Raw genomic sequence first — 19,994 nt, 5'->3', positions numbered from 1 at the left:
GTTGGCAACGTTTTCTTATATGGATATATTCGTAAGGACTTACCCTAACAGGATCGGTAACGTATTGCGCCACATACAGAATTTTAAAAAATGTTACTTTCACGCTGTGTAATTAAATATGACTAATCAGACTAAATCACAATTTATTGCAGTAGCTTCAATTACCTCGGAGCTAAGTGCGGTCATGGTGGTGGCTAAGGAAATATCATTAGCAGCGGCCAATGCCAAGGCTATTGCATTTAGGGCAGGGGATAAAGCAAAAGGATTTCAGCCGATTACCGACTTTATTAATGAATTGGCTAAGGAAACAATTGAGCTGGTTACTAATATCAATATATATGCGTTGGTGCTATATCGATTAACTGTCGATGAATTCCAAAAAACGGCTGCTTATAATAAATTCGAGTTGGCAGCAAAAATGGCTGAAGGTGCCGTTTATGCCAAATCTATGCAGGAGCCGGTGGATCATGCAAGACTTTCAATGCAAGATTGTCAGAGGCAGTTTAAACGGGATGTTTCGCAACTGCTAGGCCAACTTGAAGCGGTGATGCATCATGCGCGTGCCGCACGGGTTATCGCTGCAAACTCAAGAATCGAGGCATCACAGGCCGGTGAATATTTGCAGAGTCTGCAGGCAGTTGCTGAAAGTGTGGATAAAGCCGCACATACCATTCATGATAATGTGCAGCGTTGCAGAATCGCATTATCCATTTATCGCAATAGCTGAATAGCTTAACTCAAAAGGCATTGTTTTTTATGAAAACGACCAAGATATATGAAGGATCGCATCAATGGATTATGTTTGGAAGGGATGAAGGCAAGCCCAACAATGTAATCGATACCAACCAATATGTAGTACGTACGGCTAACCGCTGCCTGCTTTTGGATCCAGGTGGTGCTGAGCTGTTTGCTCCGATGATGGCGGCTGTGTTGCATCACGCTCCTGTAGATCAAATAACGGATCTATTCGCTTCGCACCAGGATCCTGACGTGATCTCATCGCTGGGTTTATGGGATCAGGCTTTAACAAATGCCAAGCTCCATGCGCCGGCAATTTGGGAAGGTTTTTTGCGGCATTACAGCTGTGAATCAATAGAATATGTGCCTATTCCGGATAACGGCGGAACCATTAAATTAGACTCTGTGGAATTGCAGATTATACCCGCCCATTATTTGCATTCGTCCGGGAATTTTCATGTTTATGACCCTCAAGCTAAAATTCTGATGACAGGGGATGTAGGAGGAGCTATTGAGGGTCCTGATGCCCCTGTGTTTGTTGATAATTTTGCTGCGCATGTTGAAAAAATGCGTTATTGGCATCAGCGATGGATGCCGTCAAATCAGGCAAAAAGAGTCTGGATTGAACGGGTAAGAAATCTTGATATTGATATTTTGGCTCCACAGCATGGGCGGATGTTTAAAGGTGATGATGTCAAACGGTTTTTAGACTGGTTTGATGCTTTACAGGTAGGAATTGCTGTTTAATCAATTTTAAAAACGTGACCAGTTACATTTGAAGAGGGAACGATATCGAAGCCTATTGGTTCATTAACGTTTCGTGTTTGTATTGAGAGCTGGTTACGATCTAAATTAGATAACTGAATGTTGTTAGACTTTTAAGGGCGGTATCAATTTAGCGTCTTTTTTGCTACGAGTCATCTGAAATAAGTCTTTGCATCAAAAGCGTCATCGACCGGATAGCGTAGATAATGCGACTGGTTATGACACAAACCATCACAACTCAGGGTTGAATGTTGGCCTCTTTTAGAGGCAAAGTTCTCACCGCCCCATCTTTCGATCTTTCGCGGAGTTTTTTGGAAATTATTCCAAAATTCCGATCATGCTTAAAGCCTCCAGTTGTAAATAAGCGGGGCGGTATCAATTGTTTTGAGCTGGATTTGAAATACATCTAAAGCGTATCGGGTTAAAAGCGATAAAAAATTGTAACTGGTTAACGGTTGAATAGCTTATCGGCTTATTGGATGTTGTTTATGCACAGATTGATTTTGTTGTAATAAATGCTGAGCCACAGCTTGAGGCAGGTGCCGTTTATTAAGATTTTATAATGGCAACCTATTGATTATTAATTGTAATGATTTTTTGTATAAAAATACTACAATTTAACAAAGAAGCAGGTTTTATCGAGGCTGAACGGCGTTATTTATAGCTTATGCACAAAGTTATACACAGAAGTTGTGGAAAAGCTTGTAGGTGCTTGATTGTTGAATTTGAATGATGAAGTGAGCAGAAAAATTCAAAAAAGGGAAGGCTAATAAACAATTAAGTTTTCCTCTCATAAATAGCCAAGTGGTAGTGGCCTAATAAAAACGGACATCCGATAGGGCTGAGTTGAGTAAATCACCCTAAAAACGGGTGTTCTAAAGATGAATGAATTCCCCCTAAACTGCTCAAGTCATTTCGTGTTCGTTCTTTAACGAATCAATGCCAAGATTAGCCAGTTCATCCGCCCTGTCGTTATCTTTATGGCCTGAATGGCCTTTTACCCAAAACCATTCGATATTGTGCCGTTGAATGGCGGCATCCAGCCTGCGCCACAGGTCTTCATTTTTAACCGGTGTTCTGGAGGCGGTTTTCCAACCGCGTTTTTTCCAGTTGCTTATCCATTCTGTAATGCCCTGCATGACATATTTCGAATCGGTATTGATCTGCACCGAGCAGGGCTTGGTCAGGATTTCCAGCGCCTGGATTGCCGCCATCAACTCCATGCGGTTGTTGGTGGTGTCCGGGTCGCCGCCGTAGATTTCCTTAATAGTTCCCTTGTAGCAGAGTATTACGCCCCAGCCACCCGGTCCAGGATTGCCGCGGCAGGCGCCATCGGTGTAAATAATGACGGAATCAGTCATGTTTGTTTAGTTGTGTAGTCGGTGAGTTAAGTGGGTTTGTCAGAATTAAACGGGGGTTTAACGCGCGTACCGGCGTTAATGGAATCAGGTTGTAACGGCGCTTGATAGCCTTAATCGCATAAGCGGTCGATGTGAGCGAGTGCCCTCGGGTTATAAATTTCCCATGAGTCGATTTCACCGTATCCAAATTAAATTCCGACGATACAGTTACTTCAAAATTTAATAACTTTAGCCAGTCCAAAATTCTTGAGCGGGAAATAAAGTGCCCCCCCCAGGAATCGGCCATTTTTTTATCCCACAAATACTGGTATCGAATCCATAGGCTCCAAGGATTAAAATTCAGTATGACCAATATTCCTTCCGGCTTCAAAACACGTTCTATTTCCCGCATGGTTTGAAATCGAAAGGCATCAAACTCCAATAAATGAGGCACTATAATCATATCAATGCAGTTACTTTGCAAGGGCAGGCTGTATGCTTTGGCCTGGATTTTTCTGGCCTTATTGCAGCCCATGCTTTTAGCATCGAGTACCGTAAAATTTTTGTATAAAGTACAGTCGATAAACTCACTTTCCCAGTCTAATCCGCCAATCTGCAAGATGGTTTGCTGACAACTGACGGTAATGGACCGTTGTAAATAGTCGGCTTCAAGCTGTTGTAGCAGCTTGCCTCTAGGAGTTTGATACCAGGCAAATAAGAAATTACGTTTCATGTGCGAATTCTACACTATCTGACTTTGATGATTTTCAATAAAAACAAGCTATAATAGTAACATTCTAATAATAAACTTCACTCTTAATAGGCTTAGACGATGCGCGTTAACTTTAACAGGTCAGTCAAATTTTTATTAGTGTTGATCTTTTTAATTGCAACAGGCTGCTCTACAACCTCAAAAGACTCTTTTAACGATAGGCCGCCTGCCAGTGCTGAAATGGATAACAGCTATGTGAGACATGCTCTCCATCCGTTCGGCAAACAAAAATACAATGTACCATCAAAATACAAAAATACGGTTTGGGAGCGATTAATATCGTTATATTCGCTACCCGAAATTGAAAACGAGCGGATTGATCGCGAGATAAACTGGTATTTACGACACCCAGCCTATCTTGCCAGAGTTCAGCAACGAGCGGAACCATATTTGCATCTTATACTCGACGAAGTCGAAGCAAAAAATATCCCCGGCGAACTGGCTTTATTGCCTATCGTTGAGAGCGCCTTTCTGCCGGAAGCCTACTCAAAAAGCGATGCGTCAGGACTCTGGCAATTTATACCGGCTACCGGTCGTCTGTATGGTCTTCAACAAAACGCCTGGTACGACGGTCGCCGCGATGTTTATGCCTCAACCAAAGCGGCAACCTCTTTTCTCAAACACTTGGGCGAGACTTTTGACGGCGATTGGCATCTTGCGCTGGCCTCCTATAATTACGGCAAAGGCAATGTAAGAAAAGCGATCGAAAAAAATGAAAACCTCAATCTGGCAACCGATTACTGGTCATTAGATCTTCCCAAGGAAACGGCGGACTATGTGCCGCGGTTGCTGGCTATCGCCAGAATATTTGCCAATGCCGATAAATACAATATTGATTTACAACACATCCCCAATAAGCCTTATTGTGAGCTTGTCGATGTCAAATCCCAACTGGATTTAAACAAAGCTGCGGAACTGGCTAATACGCCGCTGAATGAATTTTTAAAATTAAATCCCGGTTTTAACCACTCAAGCACAGCGCCGCAGGGGCCGCATCACTTACTAATTCCCGTTGCCAAAGCGCAATCATTCAAACAAAACCTGGCTCAACTGCCCTATGATGAACGGGTCGATATGAAGCGTTACCATGACGAGACAATGGCGCAAATTCGACATGATCAAATCCAGACTATCCCAAACCAACACAAAGTTAAAGCCGGGGAAAACCTCGTATCTATTGCCGACAAAAATAATACAACGCCCCAGTCAATTCGTCAGGCCAATCATTTAACCAGTAATTCCATCCACTCCGGCATGCTTTTAAAAATGCCGACGGCACAAAAATCAGCGGATACCCAACTCGCCGTCAAAACAGCGAGCAATAAACCCGGAAGCGCCCAGACCTATGTCGTAAAACCAGGCGATACATTCTGGAATATCGCGCAGAAGTTTTCGGTTAGCGTTAATGATATAGCGAGCTGGAACAAAATCACTGCAAAATCTGCATTGGTTTCAGGCCAGAAGTTGACCATTAAAGCCGCTAATCAACAGGCTGTAGCTGCATCTGCTGCCGGGATTCGTTCAATTAGTTATACCGTTAAGCAAGGCGATTCGCTGGCACAAATTTCCCGTAAATTTAATGTCTCAATCGCAGACCTGCGTAAATGGAATCCACCGACCATAAGCAATGCGCTTACTCCAGGTAAAAAACTGAAAGTGATTCTTAATACTTGATGGGCGGCTGTACAGTCTACGACCTTTTGGAAAGCCTCAACCTATACGATGACATAGGTACCTATACAACTCGGTATCCCTGTTGGGATGATGGTACATTTGTCTCGGTGCCCTTAAAGCCGATATTCGATCTTCAATTTAACATGGAGTATTTAGATTCAGCCGTTCGTGGTGAGCTTGTCGAACCATGAACGGCTAAACGTCTACCCTTTCGACAAGGCACTCCCTGGCAGCGTCGAAGGACTTAGAGCGAATGGTTAAGCCATACGCGCATCCCGCTTTAAGTGGGAAGTCCGATATTCTTCTAGATCAACGCCCGATTAATGCAGTGCTTAAGGTATTTACCAAAGCGTCATTGCCGCGGGCTTTGACGTAATCAATTACCACCGGGATAAACTGTTGAACCATCGCAGGCGACATGCCCTGCTGCTGAAAAGCGGAAACCACAGAAATCAAATTCCCTGCCGTTCCACCCGAAGCGCCTGCTATAGAAGACAATTGTCCCGCCAAACCACCCTGTTGCGATAGGGCGGGCGCAGCAGCCCCCAGCATTCCCTGCATACCCGGAACCGACTGCTCCAGCTGGGTAAATGAATCCGTCGACATCTTGGTTTTAGCAATCTGAAACAAAGCGCCTGCGCCTCCTTGAGCCTGAGCTCCCGTCACGCCTGTTCGCTGCATTAATAACTCGGCCAGACTGCCGGGCTGCACCGTTTGGGCTGCATTAACAGCCTGTTGACCCTGTTGCAATGCTTGGCCTGTATTATTTGCCTGACCATTGACGTTGCTATTGACAGCATTAAGCACATCTTTCCAATTTGCGGCATCGGCATTGTTGACCAAAGCCACAGAAATAGCCAGCGACGCACAGAGCGTTAGAATCATTTTTTGCTGCATAGTTTCCTCTCATTGAGTTAAGTCAGCGTTTTAAAAGCCGATAGAGTACCGGATAAAACTTATATTGAGATTAAGCCGGGAGTTTTCGAATGATGCGCCTCGTACTGCTGTAGAGTGGGATTTTGCGCCAGCAAACCGTCAACAATGCACAATATCAGAAAAGATCGGGCATATTGGAAAAGTCCGGAGTTAAAGGCCCCGTTCATGGCGGATTGCTTAAAGGCGAATCTGCCCAGCTTTATCGCACAATCGCCAGAACAATCGACAGCGCAAAGAAGCACCAGCCCAATACCCGAAATGTATCAGCAAACCGCTTATAGTTTGTTTCATTGTTGCGTTTATCGTAATGGTCAACAACCACGGATAGCATTACAAAAGATGCGCAAATAAAAGCGTCATACATAACCCATGCGGGAACATCGTGAAGATGAATGCCTTTGCTTCGCTTGCCTGGAATGTAGAGATCGTTAACCCAAGTCCCATCGCTGCTGTAGAGCAACAGGATTATCGAGAATAACGTGTTCGTGATCCGTTCATTCGGAGGTAAGTAGTAATGCGAAAGTTATTAGGAAGTAAATTTATTGTGTCAAACTGGAAACGATTGCAATAACAGACAAAAATTAGGAGTCCACCTGAAATTCATCGCCAAACTGACCCCGGAAGAGGAAGTAACGTTAACCGAAGCCTATCGTAACCACCCATTATTCCGGGTTAGACAACGGGCACATGCTATCTTATTGAATAATAGAAGGTATGTAATTGCACGGCTGAGCGAATTGTTTGAGCCCCAGCATGAGACTGTCAGCTCATGGTTAGACAAATGGGAAACAGAGGGATTAATAGGGCTTTACGATTGTCCACGAAGCGGTAGGCCTGTGCGCTTCACGGTTGAGGAACAAGCCGTTTTTCTGGGCTATATTGACAAAAACCCACACCAGCCCAAGGCCGCCGCAGCACGATTGCTGGAGGAGACGGGCAAGGAAGCCAGCCTTGACACCTTTAAACGAATTTTAAAAAAAGTGCCTATGCCTGGAAACGTTGTCGGCAATCAGTGAAGGGAAAGCGTAATGAAGCAGATTTCCAACGTGATAAGGCATATCTGAAGGCCTTGAAACAGCAAGAGGATGATGGGGAATTGAAGCTTTACTACTTTGACGAATCCGGATTTAGCACGACACCCTGTGTACCCTATGGATGGCAACGGATTGGCGAGACCCGACAAATACCCTGCTATCGTAGCAAGCGCATGAATGTGTTAGGTTTTTTGAGTCGCAGCAATGATCTGTTTTTCTACAGCTCCGAACAATCGGTGACAACGGATACGGTTGTCAATGCCTTTGATGCGTTTGTCGAAACGTATGCAGGCAAGTACGAAGAAACTAAAGTGCCGTGCTGTGTGGTGTTGGATAATGCTTCCATTCATCGTAGCGGCGTATTCAAAGAAAAGCTGGCGGGCTGGCAACAACGTGGTGTGTACTTACATTTTCTTCCGCCTTACAGCCCGGAGCTGAACCTGATCGAAATACTCTGGCGTAAAGTTAAGTACGAATGGTTGCCGCTTGATGCCTATCAAAGTTACGGACACTTGAAAAAGTGGGTGTTGGAAATCCTGAGTGACATCGGTAAAAAATTCCAAATAACTTTTGCGTAACTACTTATGTGATTAGGGGTATATGAGTCGCTCATCATGCATCACGAAAAGCTAACCGGGTGCGGTCCGGTTAGCTGAAAAATAAAACGGCATAATAACCTCGCTTCGGTTGCGAGCAAGGTTAGGTATTAGTTTTTACTCTGACTCCAATCAACTTGCAAAAACAGCCCCGGCTTTTCTCATTTACGCAACGACTGGCTTCAACATCGAAGTTTTCCCCACCATAACATCCACCGCTTTCAACAATCTTTTAAAAACGGACTGTTGGAGATAAGGAATGTTATGTTTTTTGCACAACGCCATCACTTGAGGTTGCACTTTTTGATATTGACTTAACGGCATATTGGGCCACAAATGATGCTCGACCTGATAATTCAACCAGCCGTAAAAGAAGTCATTCAAATTAGAACCCGTCGGATAATTCACTGATCCTAAAATCTGCCGCAGATAAAATTCGCCTTTGCCTTTGGCTTTTTCGTCAAACATCATCACGTCATCCCCGGCATGATTCGGGATCATCACCAGAAAACTGTGCATATTGGTGAAAATTTCCGCCAGAATTGAATTGATTAATACGCTGAGAGCGGCAAAACTTCCTAACGGTAAAAACAGCAAAGGCAGCAACACAAAGCGATAGGCGATGTAAGGCAAAATACTTTGCAGCCAGAATGATCTGCCCTGTTCGGTAAACAGACTCCACGCGCCAATGCGGGTCATCACGGGTTTTGGCTCACCTTGCTGCCTGGCAGAATTTAAGTGCAATTCCTTATGGGTTCTGGGCGTGTAGTAAACCAATTTCCATATCCCGGAAAAGAACGCCACGATCACATAGCGTAGCCACATCGGCAGGCCTGATTGTCTTAGCCATTCCATATTGTGTTGCGCATTATTGGGATCGGCTTTTTCACCCAAACTGTAATGATGCAATACGTCATGCTCATGATGCCAGCCCGCGACAGTAAACCAGTCCGGCCAATCCATAAACCGTCGCCAACCTTGCGCGAATTTTTTGCTGGTGTAATTTTTATCGACACCTTCAACTTTGTCGTAGGCTCTATGAACAATCGGATGCCCTACTTGTGTCCAGCGCGTGAAACTGCCTTGGCTGATTAACAGCGCGGAAATGGGATTAGGGAAAATCCAGGCCGTGCCGTAGCCGATGATGGAACAAATTTTCCCCCAGCGTTCCATTCTTGTTAAATGCTCAAAATCGTCAATGCCGATATTGGCTAAAGCTTGTTGATGAATTTCGTTGATGTCCTTGGCTAATTGCTCGCGATCTACCGATTGATAACTGTGTAAACTCAAAACTTGCTGCCCCTGTAAGTGCAATTGGTGGGAGGTTGAATAACTTCGCTGTTGCGGTGAAGTTGGTGATGGTTGAAAAACCGACCAGAATAGGGCTTTATCGGTTATTTTCCTAATTATATTGTCGTCCCGGCGCTCGACGGCGCTATTCACGGTTAGGAATTTATAATTTTATTTTCAACAAGATATTTTGCGGGGGTAACCTTTCATTAGTCGCCGGTAATTTGGAGTACAAAAGAGGGCATATTCAAAGTATCTATGTGTGATATTGCAAGGCCTGACACTGTTTTGTTCGATTGTTGTTGGCATCCGACAAAAGTAATAAAATCAACTGAGCTTGAGCTCCAAATGGTATTATTACAAAGAAAGATCATGTTCAAATGATTAGAAATTAACCAAATTGGAGGATTTATGGCACTAACTACCGCCACAATAGCTGTTTTAGCTAAACCTGTAGCTGATTTATTAAAACCTGTTATTGATAAGTTAACTTCAAAAATTAACGAAGAGCTAAAACTAACTTATCACCATATTTTTAATTCTTATGGGAAATATTTAGAAAATGAATATGAAAGACATTCACGATTTACATCGATAGTATTTAAAAATGAACAAAAACGCCTTGATGATTATTATATTCCGCTAACACTTGTGAAGCATACATCTGGAAGCGATAAAACAGTTGAAGAAAAAATAAATTCATACCCACTCAAAACCGTAAATAAATTAAACAAACTACTTATTGTCGATACGGCTGGAATGGGTAAGTCGACTTTACTTAAATACTTGTTTATTAATTGTGTTAAACAAAAATCTGGAATGCCGGTATTTATCGAACTTCGTAAGTTATCAAGAGAAAAATTGTTACTTGATTTTATTATAGAACAACTGGCAGAAATTGATGGTAGCAGTGAGCGTAGCTTAATCATTAATTTGTTAGAATCAGGAGAGTTTGTGTTTTTCTTTGACGGTTATGATGAAATAGCTGATAGCGAAAGACCTGAAGTAACAGCAAATTTACAAACTTTTATTACGAAAGCTCCAAAGAATAAGTATTTTATAACCTCTAGGGACGAAAAAGGGCTGATTGCATTTGCTGATTTTCAACGTTTCACCATCAAACCGCTATTAAGAGAAGAAGCATTTTGTTTATTACGGAAGTATGCAGAAAATAATTTAGCAGAAAAATTAGTCAGTAAATTGGAACAACCAGAATATAAAAATATCGAAGAATTTCTTGTTAATCCATTGCTGACTTCACTCCTTTATAAGTCTTTCGAGTACAAGGCAATAATTCCTTTGAAACGGCATATTTTTTACCGTCAAGTATTCGAGGCCTTGTATGAGTCACATGACTTGACTAAAGAAGGTGGAGAATTTCAAAGAAATAAACGAAGTAAACTTGATATTGATGCATTTGAACAAGTGTTACGTTATTTAGGGTATTTATCCTACAGAGAACAAAAGGTTGAGTACACAAAAGATGAGCTGCTTAAATTTGTTGATAAGGCAAAACAACTAGCAGCGTTACCTACAGCAATATCCTCCGATATTATTCATGATTTAACTCATGCAGTTCCATTAATGATTCATGAAGGTAATTATATTCGATGGGCGCACCGTTCAATTCAGGAGTATTTTTCGGCTTTATGTATTTGTAGAAATATGCAAGGAAAACAATTAGAAATATTGCTTAAATATTATAAAGAAGTAAACTTTGATAGTCATATTAATTTAGTTTCTTTATGTGCTGATATTGAGTCATCCTATTTTAGACAATCAATTTTAAAAGACATATTAGAAAATTTATTAAAAGAGTTTAACTCAATTTATACGAACATGCCTAACAAAATTAACCGAGAGTTAATTATAAAAAGAAAAAAATTGTTAGTAGGGAATAAGTTGTATCTTATCAATGCCAAAAGTAAAGAGTTATCTGAAAAATTGTGTGATAATTTATTTCGTGATTTAGGGGGAAATAATAAATTTAATTTTGGAGGTTACCATAGGCATTTAGATGGAAATTCCCAAATATTTGTTTTTAATACATTAATCTCTAATTCAATCAATGTATTGCATAGTCAATCAATAGAATTATTTTTTATAAAAAAAATTAAATACTCAGAAGGCCTGGATATTATTTTCAATACTTATAACGGAATTGATGGGGTTTATGAAATTGATGAAAATCAATCAACCATTGTTAATCAAGCAGAATATTTTGAAAATATAAACAAGCTTATTGAATGTAGTATTGAGTGGCAATTTGATGAAATAGCAGCTCAAAAATTACTAGAGGAAATTAATAATGAAATTGATGTGCAGCAAGAGTTTTTAGAATTGTAGGTCATGAGAAGAATCGTCCCAGTAGATTCAACGGCTGGCATGTTCAATATGCAAATAACTCTCCGACTGCATATCGATCAACCTTGACACCGTCCGTTCGAATTCAAACGAGCCTTCGCCGGAGGTGTAAAGTTCCTGGGCTGGGACTTCGGCGGTGCAGATCAGTTTCACTTTATGCTCGTACAGCGCATCGATCAGCGTGACAAAACGCTTGGCTTCGTTACATTTTTCGTTGGTCAGTTTGGGGATGTCAGCCAGGATCACGATGTCGAAGCGGTTGCCGATTTCCAGGTAATCGGCCGGGCCTAAGGCGTGCATGCACAGTTCATCAAAGGAGGTCAGGGCGACATTGCCGTGTACCGCTGACAGCACTACTTTTCTGCCTAATACCTCCACAACGCCCGGTTTCAGCGGGGCAAAATTAGTCAATTCGTTATAACTTTGTCGTATGAAGTTGGCGGCCTGCTCATCCAGCGGATAGTAATAAGTGCTCTTCAGCGCATGTAAATGGCTGAGCCGGTAATCCCGGTTTGCAACCAGTTCTATGACTTTGGCTTTTTCCTGCAGGAGTCCGACAAAAGGCAGGAACAGCTCGCGTTGCAGGCCGTCATGATAGAGTTCGTTTGGATGGCAGTTGGAGGTGATCACGACCACGATGCCCAATTCGAACAGCCTGCGGAACAGCCGCACCAAAATCATTGCGTCGGCTATGTCGGAGACATGAAACTCGTCGAAGCAAAGCAGCAATTCCGATTCCCTGATATGTTTTGCCAAGGCGGAAATCGCGTCGGTGTTGTTTTTCCTGCGCCATTGGTGGATGAAGGCGTGGACTTCCTGCATGAAAGCATGGAAATGCACCCGCCGTTTTTGGCGGATCGGGCAGGCCTCGAAAAACAAATCCATCAGCATGGACTTGCCTCGGCCTACGTTGCCGTAGATGTAGAGGCTTTGGTAGTTGGCAGGTCTGGGTAGGATGAGTTTATGTAGTGTTGATTTTTGCTCGTACTCGATAGTTGCCAGCAAGTTGTCTAGTAAGGTTTGCAGGTGGTGTAAGGCGGTGATTTGCATGGACTCGTGTTGGATGTGGCCTTGCGCTACCAGGCCGTTGTATTGCTTTTCCAGCAAGCCGGGGTTGTCTTGGGACAGTTTTGTGATTGTTTGTTGAAAGGTTATTTCTGGCATGGTTGCTTTTGCAAGTGGAGGAGCATGTTTCCCAGCGAGGGGTACAGATACCAATGTAGCTTGTCATCCCGGCAGGGAATGCCGGGATCCAGCTGCCAGGGATGGCAACCCCAGATCAGGCGACAAGTCATGCCACTGGGGATTAGTCAATTCAATCAACCGCTTTTTTGCCACGCGAGACCAATTTTTGAGTTGTTTTTCCCGCAAGATGGCGCTTTCCAGTTGCTCGTGTGGTTCGTACCAGACTAGGTTATGTACGTTGTAACGCTGAGTAAAACCGGCAATTAAATTCTGACGGTGTTGATATACGCGCCCGATTAGATTGGATGTGACTCCAATATAAAGCGTCCCATTAGGGCGGCTGGCAAGAATATAAACACAGGGTTGTTTTTCCATAGGTTCACTGTAGCACATCCCTGTGTTCTGGTTCCCGGCATTCCCTGCCGGGATGACGTTGATGCAATTTGTGCAATGATTATAAGCACACGATACACGCGGTTGTTTTTCCATACGTTCACTCTGGCACATCCCTGTGTTTTGGTTCCCGGCATTTCCTGCCGGGATGACGTTGATGCAATTTGTGCAATGATTATAAGCACACGATACATGCACGGTTGTTTTTCCATACGTTCACTCTGGCACATCCCTGTGTTCTGGTTCCCGGCATTCCATGCCGGGATGACGTTGATACAATTTTTGTGTAATGATTATAAGTACACGATACACGCACGGTTGTTTTTCCATACGTTCACTCTGGCACATCCTTGTGTTCTGGATCCCGGCATTCCCTGCCGGGATGACGTTGATACAATTTGTGCAATAATTATAAGCACACGATATACGCACGGTTGTTTTTCCATACGTTCACTCTGGCACATCCCTGTGTTCTGGTTCCCGGCATTCCCTGCCGGGATGACGTTAATACGAATTGTGCGATACTTCTGAGTCTCGGTCTAATAATCCAGCAGTCTAAGTTCTATGCGTGGTTAGCCTTTTGCCGATAACTATCCATCCGGTCAAAATTCAAATAACGATAGGTATCCTCGGCTGTTTCGTTAATCTGACTTGCATAGTGCATGTATTCGTCAAAAGTCGGAATTTTGCCCAGAATCGAACATACTGCCGCCAGCTCTGCCGACGACAAATACACATTAGCGCCATTACCCAAACGGTTAGGGAAGTTCCGTGTTGAAGTGGAAACCACGGTAGCGTTTTCGGCGACCCGCGCCTGATTACCCATGCATAATGAACACCCCGGCATTTCGGTGCGCGCACCGGCTTTATCGAAGGTGCTGTAATAGCCTTCCTCGGTTAATTGGGTTTGATCCATTTTAGTCGGCGGGGCTACCCACAATTGGGTCGGCAATTCGCCTTGGTGTTTTTCCAGCAATTTACCGGCGGCGCGGAAATGACCGATATTGGTCATGCAGGAACCCAAAAACACTTCGTCGATTTTAGTGCCGGCGACAGCAGACAGCGTTTTCACATCATCCGGGTCATTGGGGCAGGCCAGCAACGGTTCCTTGATTTCACTCATGTCGATTTCGATGATTTCAAAGTATTCCGCGTCGGCATCCGGCTCCAGCAATACCGGATTAGCCAGCCATTCTTCCATGGCTTTGATCCGGCGTTCGATGGTGCGTACATCGCCGTAACCTTCGGCTATCATCCATTTCAGCAGGGTAATGTTTGAATTCAGATACTCGCGGATCGGCGCTTCGTTCAAGCGCACCGTGCAGCCACCGGCAGAACGCTCGGCCGAGGCATCGGACAATTCAAAAGCCTGCTCCACTTTCAAATCCGGCAAGCCTTCGATTTCCAGGATGCGGCCTGAAAACACGTTCTTCTTGCCCTGTTTTTCAACGGTCAGCAAGCCGCGCTGTATCGCCACGTAAGGAATCGCATTGACCAGATCGCGCAAAGTAATGCCTGGCTGCATCTCGCCTTTAAAGCGGACCAAAACCGATTCGGGCATATCCAGCGGCATCACGCCGGTTGCTGCGGCAAACGCGACCAAGCCTGAACCGGCGGGAAATGAGATGCCGATAGGGAAGCGGGTGTGCGAGTCGCCGCCGGTGCCGACGGTATCCGGCAACAGCATCCGGTTCAGCCAGGAATGAATAATACCGTCGCCGGGACGGAGCGACACGCCGCCGCGGTTCATAATGAAATCCGGCAGCGTATGCTGCATGGTGACGTCAACAGGCTTCGGATATGCCGCGGTATGGCAGAACGATTGCAGCACCAGATCGGCTGAAAAACCCAAACAGGCTAAATCTTTCAACTCGTCGCGAGTCATGGGTCCGGTGGTGTCTTGGGAACCCACGGTTGTCATGTGCGGTTCGCAGTAAGTGTTGGGACGAACACCCGCAACGCCGCAAGCCTTGCCGACCATTTTTTGCGCCAGCGTATAACCTTTGCCGCTGTCTTTGGCGTCAACCGGACGGCTAAAAACCGTGGATGCGGCCAAGCCCAGCACCTTACGCGCACGGTCAGTCAAACCCCGGCCGATAATTAACGGAATACGGCCACCGGCGCGTACTTCGTCCAGGATCACATCGGTTTTCAGTTCGAATTTGCAGATCAGTTCGCCGCTGTCGTGACGCTTAACTTCGCCCGCATACGGATAAATGTCGATCACATCGCCCATCGCCATTTGGGTCACATCGCATTCAAAGGGCAGGGCGCCTGAGTCTTCCATGGTGTTAAAGAAAATCGGCGCGATTTTGCCGCCGATGCAAACGCCGCCTTCGCGCTTGTTGGGGATGTACGGAATGTCATTGCCCATGAACCACAATACCGAATTGGTCGCCGATTTGCGCGAAGAACCGGTGCCGACCACATCGCCGACATAAGCGACCGGAAAGCCTTTTTGCTTGAGTTCGACGATTTGCTGTTCGGCGTTGGTAATGCCTTCGCGCGGCATTTTCAGCATGGCTTTGGCATGTAACGGAATGTCGGGGCGCGACCAGGCATCGGGAGCCGGTGACAGATCGTCGGTATTGGTTTCGCCGGTTACTTTAAACACGGTCACCGTGAGTTTTTCAGGCATTTTGGGCTTGCTGGTGAACCATTCCGCTTCCGCCCAGGCATTAAGCACCTGCTTGGCGAATGGGTTCCCTGCATCGGCTTTTTCCTGCACATCGTGGAAAGCATCGAATATCAGCAGGGTATGGGACAGCGCTTTGGCGGCAATCGGAGCCAGCGCTTGGTTATCCAGCAGATCGATCAACGGCGCGATGTTATAACCGCCCAGCATGGTGCCCAGCAATTCGGTGGCGCGCGCCGCATCCAGAATCGGTGAGCTGATTTCGCCTTTTGCGATGGCTGCCAGGAATCCCGCTTTAACATAAGCCGCCTCGTCAACACCGGCAGGAACGCGGTTAGCCAACAGATCGAGTACGAATTGCTCTTCTCCTGCGGGCGGTTGTTTAATCAGCTCGACCAAAGCGGCAACCTGCTCTGCATCAAGCGGCTTGGGTACGATGCCTTCGGCGGCGCGTTCTGCTACGTGTTTGCGGTATTGTTCTAGCATGGGGAGTTCCTGGAAGAGGGTTTAAAACATTTTATCGTTCCCACGCTCCGGCGTGGGAATGCGGTAAGCGATGCTCCAGCGTCGCATTCAACATCAGTAGTGGACGCTGGAGCGTCCATGACTGCGTTCCCACGCCCGGAAGCGTGGGAACGATGCCGTTTTACTTCATCGCCTCAACAATCGCATTGCCCATTTCAATGGTTCCGCATTTGGATTGCGGATTTAGATCCGGCGTAACAAACTTGCCTTCATTAACCACTTTTTCAACCGCTGCTTTTATTTTAGCGGCCGCTTCGTGTTCGCCGAGATGATCCAGCATCATCACGCCTGCCATGATCACAGCGGTAGGATTAGCCAGGTTTTTCCCGGTGATGTCGGGCGCGCTGCCGTGTACGGCTTCAAACAAGGCCGCATCGTTACCGATATTGGCGCCGGGGATCAAGCCCAGTCCGCCCACCAGACCTGCGGTCAAATCGGACAGGATGTCGCCGAACATGTTGGTGCAGACGATGACGTCAAACTGCGACGGGTCCATCACCATGTGCATGCAGGATGCATCAATGATTTTTTCGTCAAACTGAATGTCGGGGTAGCGCACGGCTGTTTCCCGGGCGACATCCAGAAACAGTCCCTGGGTAAATTTTAAGATATTGGCTTTATGGCAAACGGTTACTTTTTTACGGTTGTTATCCTGCGCGTATTTAAAAGCATAGTCGATCACGCGTTGCGAACCGGTTCGGGTGACGACGGCCAGACTTTCTGCGATGTCTTTTTTAGGGGTTAGATAATGCTCAAGCCCCGCGTAGAGTCCTTCGGTATTTTCCCTGACGATAACAATATCGACATCGTCATAGCGGGTTTTTACGCCTGCCCAGCTTTTGGCGGGACGGACGTTGGCATACAGCTCATACTTCTGCCGCAATGCCACGTTAATGCTTCTAAACCCGGAACCGCCGACAACCGTGGTTAACGGGCCTTTAAATGCCAGACGGGTTCTGTCTATTGATGCCATGGTTTCATCCGGCAGCGGCGTGCCGAATTGTTCAAAAGCGGCCAAACCGGCAAACGCTTCTTCCCACTGAATTTTTACGCCGGACGCGTCAATAACTTTAACAGCTTCATCCATTATTGATGGGCCAATTCCATCACCTTTTATCAACGTAACTGCGTGCATTCATTTCTCCAAGTTTAAAAAAAACAGATCATTGTGTAAATTATAGTGCTTTAGGCCTGTGTTTATCCAGCTGCAGTGGTTAAATGGTGCAAATCGCCAGCCTTTTGCTATGATGCGTTAAGTCCATGGAGACGTCGCCTAATGCGCCTACTGTTGGTGCGGTCCGACGTCGCTACCTTGCGCAACATTGCTCAATATTATTTGAAGGAGTTGTTATGGCTAGTCTCACACTCAACCCACCCGCAAACGGCAGCGCTATCACTCTACAAAACGGCAAGCTGGTCGTGCCGGATAATCCGATTATTCCATTTATTGAAGGCGACGGTACCGGGCCGGATATTTGGCGCGCCGCCGTTCGTGTTTTGGATGCGGCCGTTGCAAGCGCCTATTCCGGGCAAAAGAAAATTCACTGGATGGAAGTGTATGCAGGAGAAAAATCCCACCGCTTGTTTGATACCTGGCTTCCCGATGAAACCGTCGAGGCTTGCAAGCATTATCTGGTGTCCATTAAAGGCCCGTTGACCACGCCGGTAGGGGGCGGCATCAGTTCTCTGAACGTGGCTTTGCGCCAATTACTGGATATGTATGTGTGTTTGCGGCCAGTCAGATGGTTTCAGGGCGTACCTTCGCCGGTAAAAAATCCCGGAGCCGTCGATATGGTGATTTTTCGGGAAAATACCGAGGATATTTACGCCGGTATCGAGTTTGAACAAGGCAGCGACGATGTAAAGATTTTTCTAACACTGTTAAAAGAAAATTTCCCCAAGCAATACGCAAAAATCCGATTCCCGGAATCTTCCGGCATCGGCATAAAACCGGTCTCGCAGGAAGGCACAGAGCGCCTGATTCGCTCCGCTATCGAGTATGCCGTCACCAATAAACGCAAATCCCTGACGATTGTACATAAAGGCAACATTATGAAATTTACCGAAGGGGCGTTTCGTAATTGGGCTTATAAGTTGGCGGAGCGCGAATATCCCGAGCACGTCTATACCTGGGGACACTGGGAAAAAACCCGTGCCGAGTTTGGCGTAGAGGCGGCAAACAAGGTTCAGGCCGAAGCGCTGGCAAAGGGGCGCATTTTAATTAAAGACTCTATCGCCGACATTACCTTGCAGCAGGTTTTGACCCGGCCTGAAGACTTCGATGTGATCGCTACATTGAATTTGAACGGCGACTATTTATCCGATGCCTTGGCCGCGCAAGTCGGCGGCATCGGCATTGCACCCGGCGGCAATATCAATTATCAAACCGGCACCGCTGTTTTTGAGGCCACGCACGGCACGGCACCGAAATACGCCGATTTGGATAAAGTGAATCCCGGTTCATTGATCCTGTCCGGCGAAATGATGTTGCGCTATATGGGCTGGACAGAAGCCGCCGATGCGGTCATTAATGCCATGGATGTCGCTATTGCCGGTAAACGGGTGACTTATGATTTTGCCCGGCAGATGGAAGGGGCGACAGAAGTCAAATGTAGCGAGTTTGCTGATGTATTGATTGAAAATTTGAAGTAGCCGCCAAGAACAGACCATTGCGCCTAATTTTTAGGTAATGATACGAATAGATGAACGTTAGCTTTGACCTTATTATTGAGAACAAGTTGAGTTGCTATCAACTTGTTCTCAATGGATAATTCCTTTTCAACATGGCCTTTAAAACCATCAGCGATTTCTATGAAGATGCTTTATTTGGAAAGGGAATTTGGGTAAATCAAACGCATCTGGAGTAGACGTCATGGTGGAAAAAGCGGCCCGAAAACAAGTACGGTACGAAAGAACCGACATCAATGCTGTTTTGAAAAAAACGCCGGTTTTCTTTCACCGCGAGCAGCCGGTAAAAATACTTAACATTAGTAAACAAGGTATCGCCATTTGTAGTAATCAGGCGTTAAAAAGAAACAACCATCTTAAAATAACGCTTTGTTTTATAAAGGGCGACAGTTTTTTTCTTGATGGGCAGGTGGTGCATTCGTTTAATAAGTCAGGTAATGCCGAGGATGATGAGTTTGTAGAATTGTTTCTTGGGGAATCGGCGTTACCTATTGCGTTGCCTTTTAAATACGGTATTTATTTTGAACAGCATTATCCCCAGTTCAGGGATTATCTTATCGAATCCGGTTGTAAAAACGGCTTTGAAGTTCAGCGACGAGGCTTTTATCAAAGGCAAACGCGTTTCAAATAATGTCCAACGCTTATTATTTCTTGCTACCCAGTAGGGATTTTAGATCTGCGAACGGGTTGTGGGTGGCGACAGGCGCGGTGGATTTACCCGATTTTGAGCTGTCAAAGCGGGTTTCTTCGTATCGTGAATGCTCATTATCATGGCAATAAAGGCACAATAATTCCCAGTTACTGCCGTCGGATGGATTGTCGTCGTGGTTATGGTTTTTATGATGCACGGTCAATTCGGTCAGGGTTTTATGATCGAATTCGCGGGTGCATCGACCGCATACCCAAGGGTATAACTTAAGAGCCTGACCGCGATAAGACTGCTCCCTGAGTTCCTGATTGCGCCTGGCATCGGTCACGATTTGATCCAGTTTATTTCTATCGGGCTGGGTTTTTTTGATGGTCATAACAATGTCTTCTGTAATGTGCGGAAAGGTCACG

The 19,994-nt window shown here is 45.4% G+C and carries 17 protein-coding genes; 8 read left to right on the top strand and 9 right to left on the bottom strand.

The features are described from left to right. The first annotated feature begins 118 nt into the window (after nt 1-118). Both METTU_RS13695 and METTU_RS13690 read left to right on the top strand, forming a co-directional pair. Complete coding sequence (locus METTU_RS13695; protein WP_006892311.1) at nt 119-727, top strand: hypothetical protein; 609 nt, start codon at nt 119-121, stop codon at nt 725-727. 29 nt (nt 728-756) lie between these two features. Further along, nucleotides 757-1,485, top strand: a complete 729-nt coding sequence (locus METTU_RS13690) for an oxygen-binding di-iron domain-containing protein (RefSeq protein WP_006892310.1) — start codon at nt 757-759, stop codon at nt 1,483-1,485. Between the two features lie 923 nt (nt 1,486-2,408). On the opposite strand, the gene rnhA is transcribed toward METTU_RS13690, so the two are convergent. Both rnhA and METTU_RS13680 read right to left on the bottom strand, forming a co-directional pair. Beyond that, the gene (gene rnhA / locus METTU_RS13685) at nt 2,409-2,864 is read right to left on the bottom strand and encodes a ribonuclease HI (RefSeq protein WP_006892309.1); all 456 of its coding nucleotides are present in this window, start codon (nt 2,862-2,864) and stop codon (nt 2,409-2,411) included. Beyond that, entirely contained in the window at nt 2,857-3,576 is a 720-nt protein-coding gene (locus tag METTU_RS13680; RefSeq protein ID WP_006892308.1) for a class I SAM-dependent methyltransferase, read from the bottom strand. The genes rnhA and METTU_RS13680 overlap by 8 nt, the downstream gene beginning before the upstream one ends. A 234-nt stretch (nt 3,577-3,810) precedes the next feature. Here METTU_RS13680 and METTU_RS13675 point away from each other — a divergent pair, with 234 nt between their 5' ends. Continuing rightward, nucleotides 3,811-5,289, top strand: a complete 1,479-nt coding sequence (locus tag METTU_RS13675; RefSeq protein ID WP_367301505.1) for a lytic transglycosylase — start codon at nt 3,811-3,813, stop codon at nt 5,287-5,289. A gap of 309 nt (nt 5,290-5,598) precedes the next feature. On the opposite strand, the gene METTU_RS13670 is transcribed toward METTU_RS13675, so the two are convergent. Beyond that, nucleotides 5,599-6,186, bottom strand: coding sequence for a DUF2780 domain-containing protein (locus METTU_RS13670; RefSeq protein WP_006892305.1), 588 nt, complete (start codon nt 6,184-6,186; stop codon nt 5,599-5,601). A 581-nt stretch (nt 6,187-6,767) separates the two neighbouring features. On the opposite strand from METTU_RS13670, the gene METTU_RS24540 reads away from it, so the two are divergent. Continuing rightward, complete coding sequence (locus METTU_RS24540; protein WP_254257816.1) at nt 6,768-7,241, top strand: helix-turn-helix domain-containing protein; 474 nt, start codon at nt 6,768-6,770, stop codon at nt 7,239-7,241. Further along, nucleotides 7,238-7,837: an IS630 family transposase gene (locus METTU_RS24535; RefSeq protein WP_050897785.1), complete on the top strand. Its 600-nt coding sequence runs from the start codon at nt 7,238-7,240 to the stop codon at nt 7,835-7,837. The genes METTU_RS24540 and METTU_RS24535 overlap by 4 nt, the downstream gene beginning before the upstream one ends. 183 nt (nt 7,838-8,020) lie before the next feature. Here the strand turns inward: METTU_RS24535 and METTU_RS13650 are convergent, their stop codons facing one another. Beyond that, the gene (locus METTU_RS13650) at nt 8,021-9,145 is read right to left on the bottom strand and encodes a fatty acid desaturase family protein (protein ID WP_040580771.1); all 1,125 of its coding nucleotides are present in this window, start codon (nt 9,143-9,145) and stop codon (nt 8,021-8,023) included. A 411-nt stretch (nt 9,146-9,556) separates the two neighbouring features. On the opposite strand from METTU_RS13650, the gene METTU_RS13645 reads away from it, so the two are divergent. Then, nucleotides 9,557-11,491 carry an NACHT domain-containing protein gene (locus METTU_RS13645; protein ID WP_006892302.1) on the top strand — a complete coding sequence of 645 codons (1,935 nt, stop codon included), beginning with the start codon at nt 9,557-9,559 and terminating at the stop codon, nt 11,489-11,491. Between the two features lie 27 nt (nt 11,492-11,518). Here METTU_RS13645 and zapE read toward each other — a convergent pair whose 3' ends face one another. The 4 genes from zapE to METTU_RS13625 form a co-directional block, all read right to left on the bottom strand. Further along, entirely contained in the window at nt 11,519-12,673 is a 1,155-nt protein-coding gene (gene zapE, locus METTU_RS13640; protein WP_006892301.1) for a cell division protein ZapE, read from the bottom strand. 63 nt (nt 12,674-12,736) lie between these two features. Next, complete coding sequence (locus METTU_RS13635) at nt 12,737-13,069, bottom strand: GIY-YIG nuclease family protein (RefSeq protein ID WP_040581137.1); 333 nt, start codon at nt 13,067-13,069, stop codon at nt 12,737-12,739. Between the two features lie 580 nt (nt 13,070-13,649). Next, nucleotides 13,650-16,208: a bifunctional aconitate hydratase 2/2-methylisocitrate dehydratase gene (gene acnB / locus METTU_RS13630; protein ID WP_006892299.1), complete on the bottom strand. Its 2,559-nt coding sequence runs from the start codon at nt 16,206-16,208 to the stop codon at nt 13,650-13,652. A 160-nt stretch (nt 16,209-16,368) separates the two neighbouring features. Next, nucleotides 16,369-17,382, bottom strand: a complete 1,014-nt coding sequence (locus tag METTU_RS13625; protein ID WP_006892298.1) for an isocitrate/isopropylmalate dehydrogenase family protein — start codon at nt 17,380-17,382, stop codon at nt 16,369-16,371. A gap of 215 nt (nt 17,383-17,597) precedes the next feature. Here METTU_RS13625 and icd point away from each other — a divergent pair, with 215 nt between their 5' ends. Both icd and METTU_RS13615 read left to right on the top strand, forming a co-directional pair. Then, complete coding sequence (gene icd / locus METTU_RS13620) at nt 17,598-18,899, top strand: NADP-dependent isocitrate dehydrogenase (protein WP_006892297.1); 1,302 nt, start codon at nt 17,598-17,600, stop codon at nt 18,897-18,899. Between the two features lie 187 nt (nt 18,900-19,086). Beyond that, on the top strand, nt 19,087-19,566 hold the full coding sequence (locus METTU_RS13615) for a PilZ domain-containing protein (RefSeq protein ID WP_150107855.1): 480 nt from the start codon (nt 19,087-19,089) through the stop codon (nt 19,564-19,566). A gap of 13 nt (nt 19,567-19,579) precedes the next feature. Here METTU_RS13615 and METTU_RS13610 read toward each other — a convergent pair whose 3' ends face one another. Beyond that, on the bottom strand, nt 19,580-19,960 hold the full coding sequence (locus METTU_RS13610) for a YajD family HNH nuclease (RefSeq protein ID WP_006892295.1): 381 nt from the start codon (nt 19,958-19,960) through the stop codon (nt 19,580-19,582). Nucleotides 19,961-19,994: the final 34 nt, after the last annotated feature.

Origin of the sequence: Methylobacter tundripaludum SV96 (genome assembly GCF_000190755.2) — a bacterium.
GTDB lineage: Bacteria > Pseudomonadota > Gammaproteobacteria > Methylococcales > Methylomonadaceae > Methylobacter_A > Methylobacter_A tundripaludum.
The sequence above is the reverse complement of the archived record's forward strand: the minus strand, read 5'-3'. Positions and strand labels throughout refer to the sequence as shown.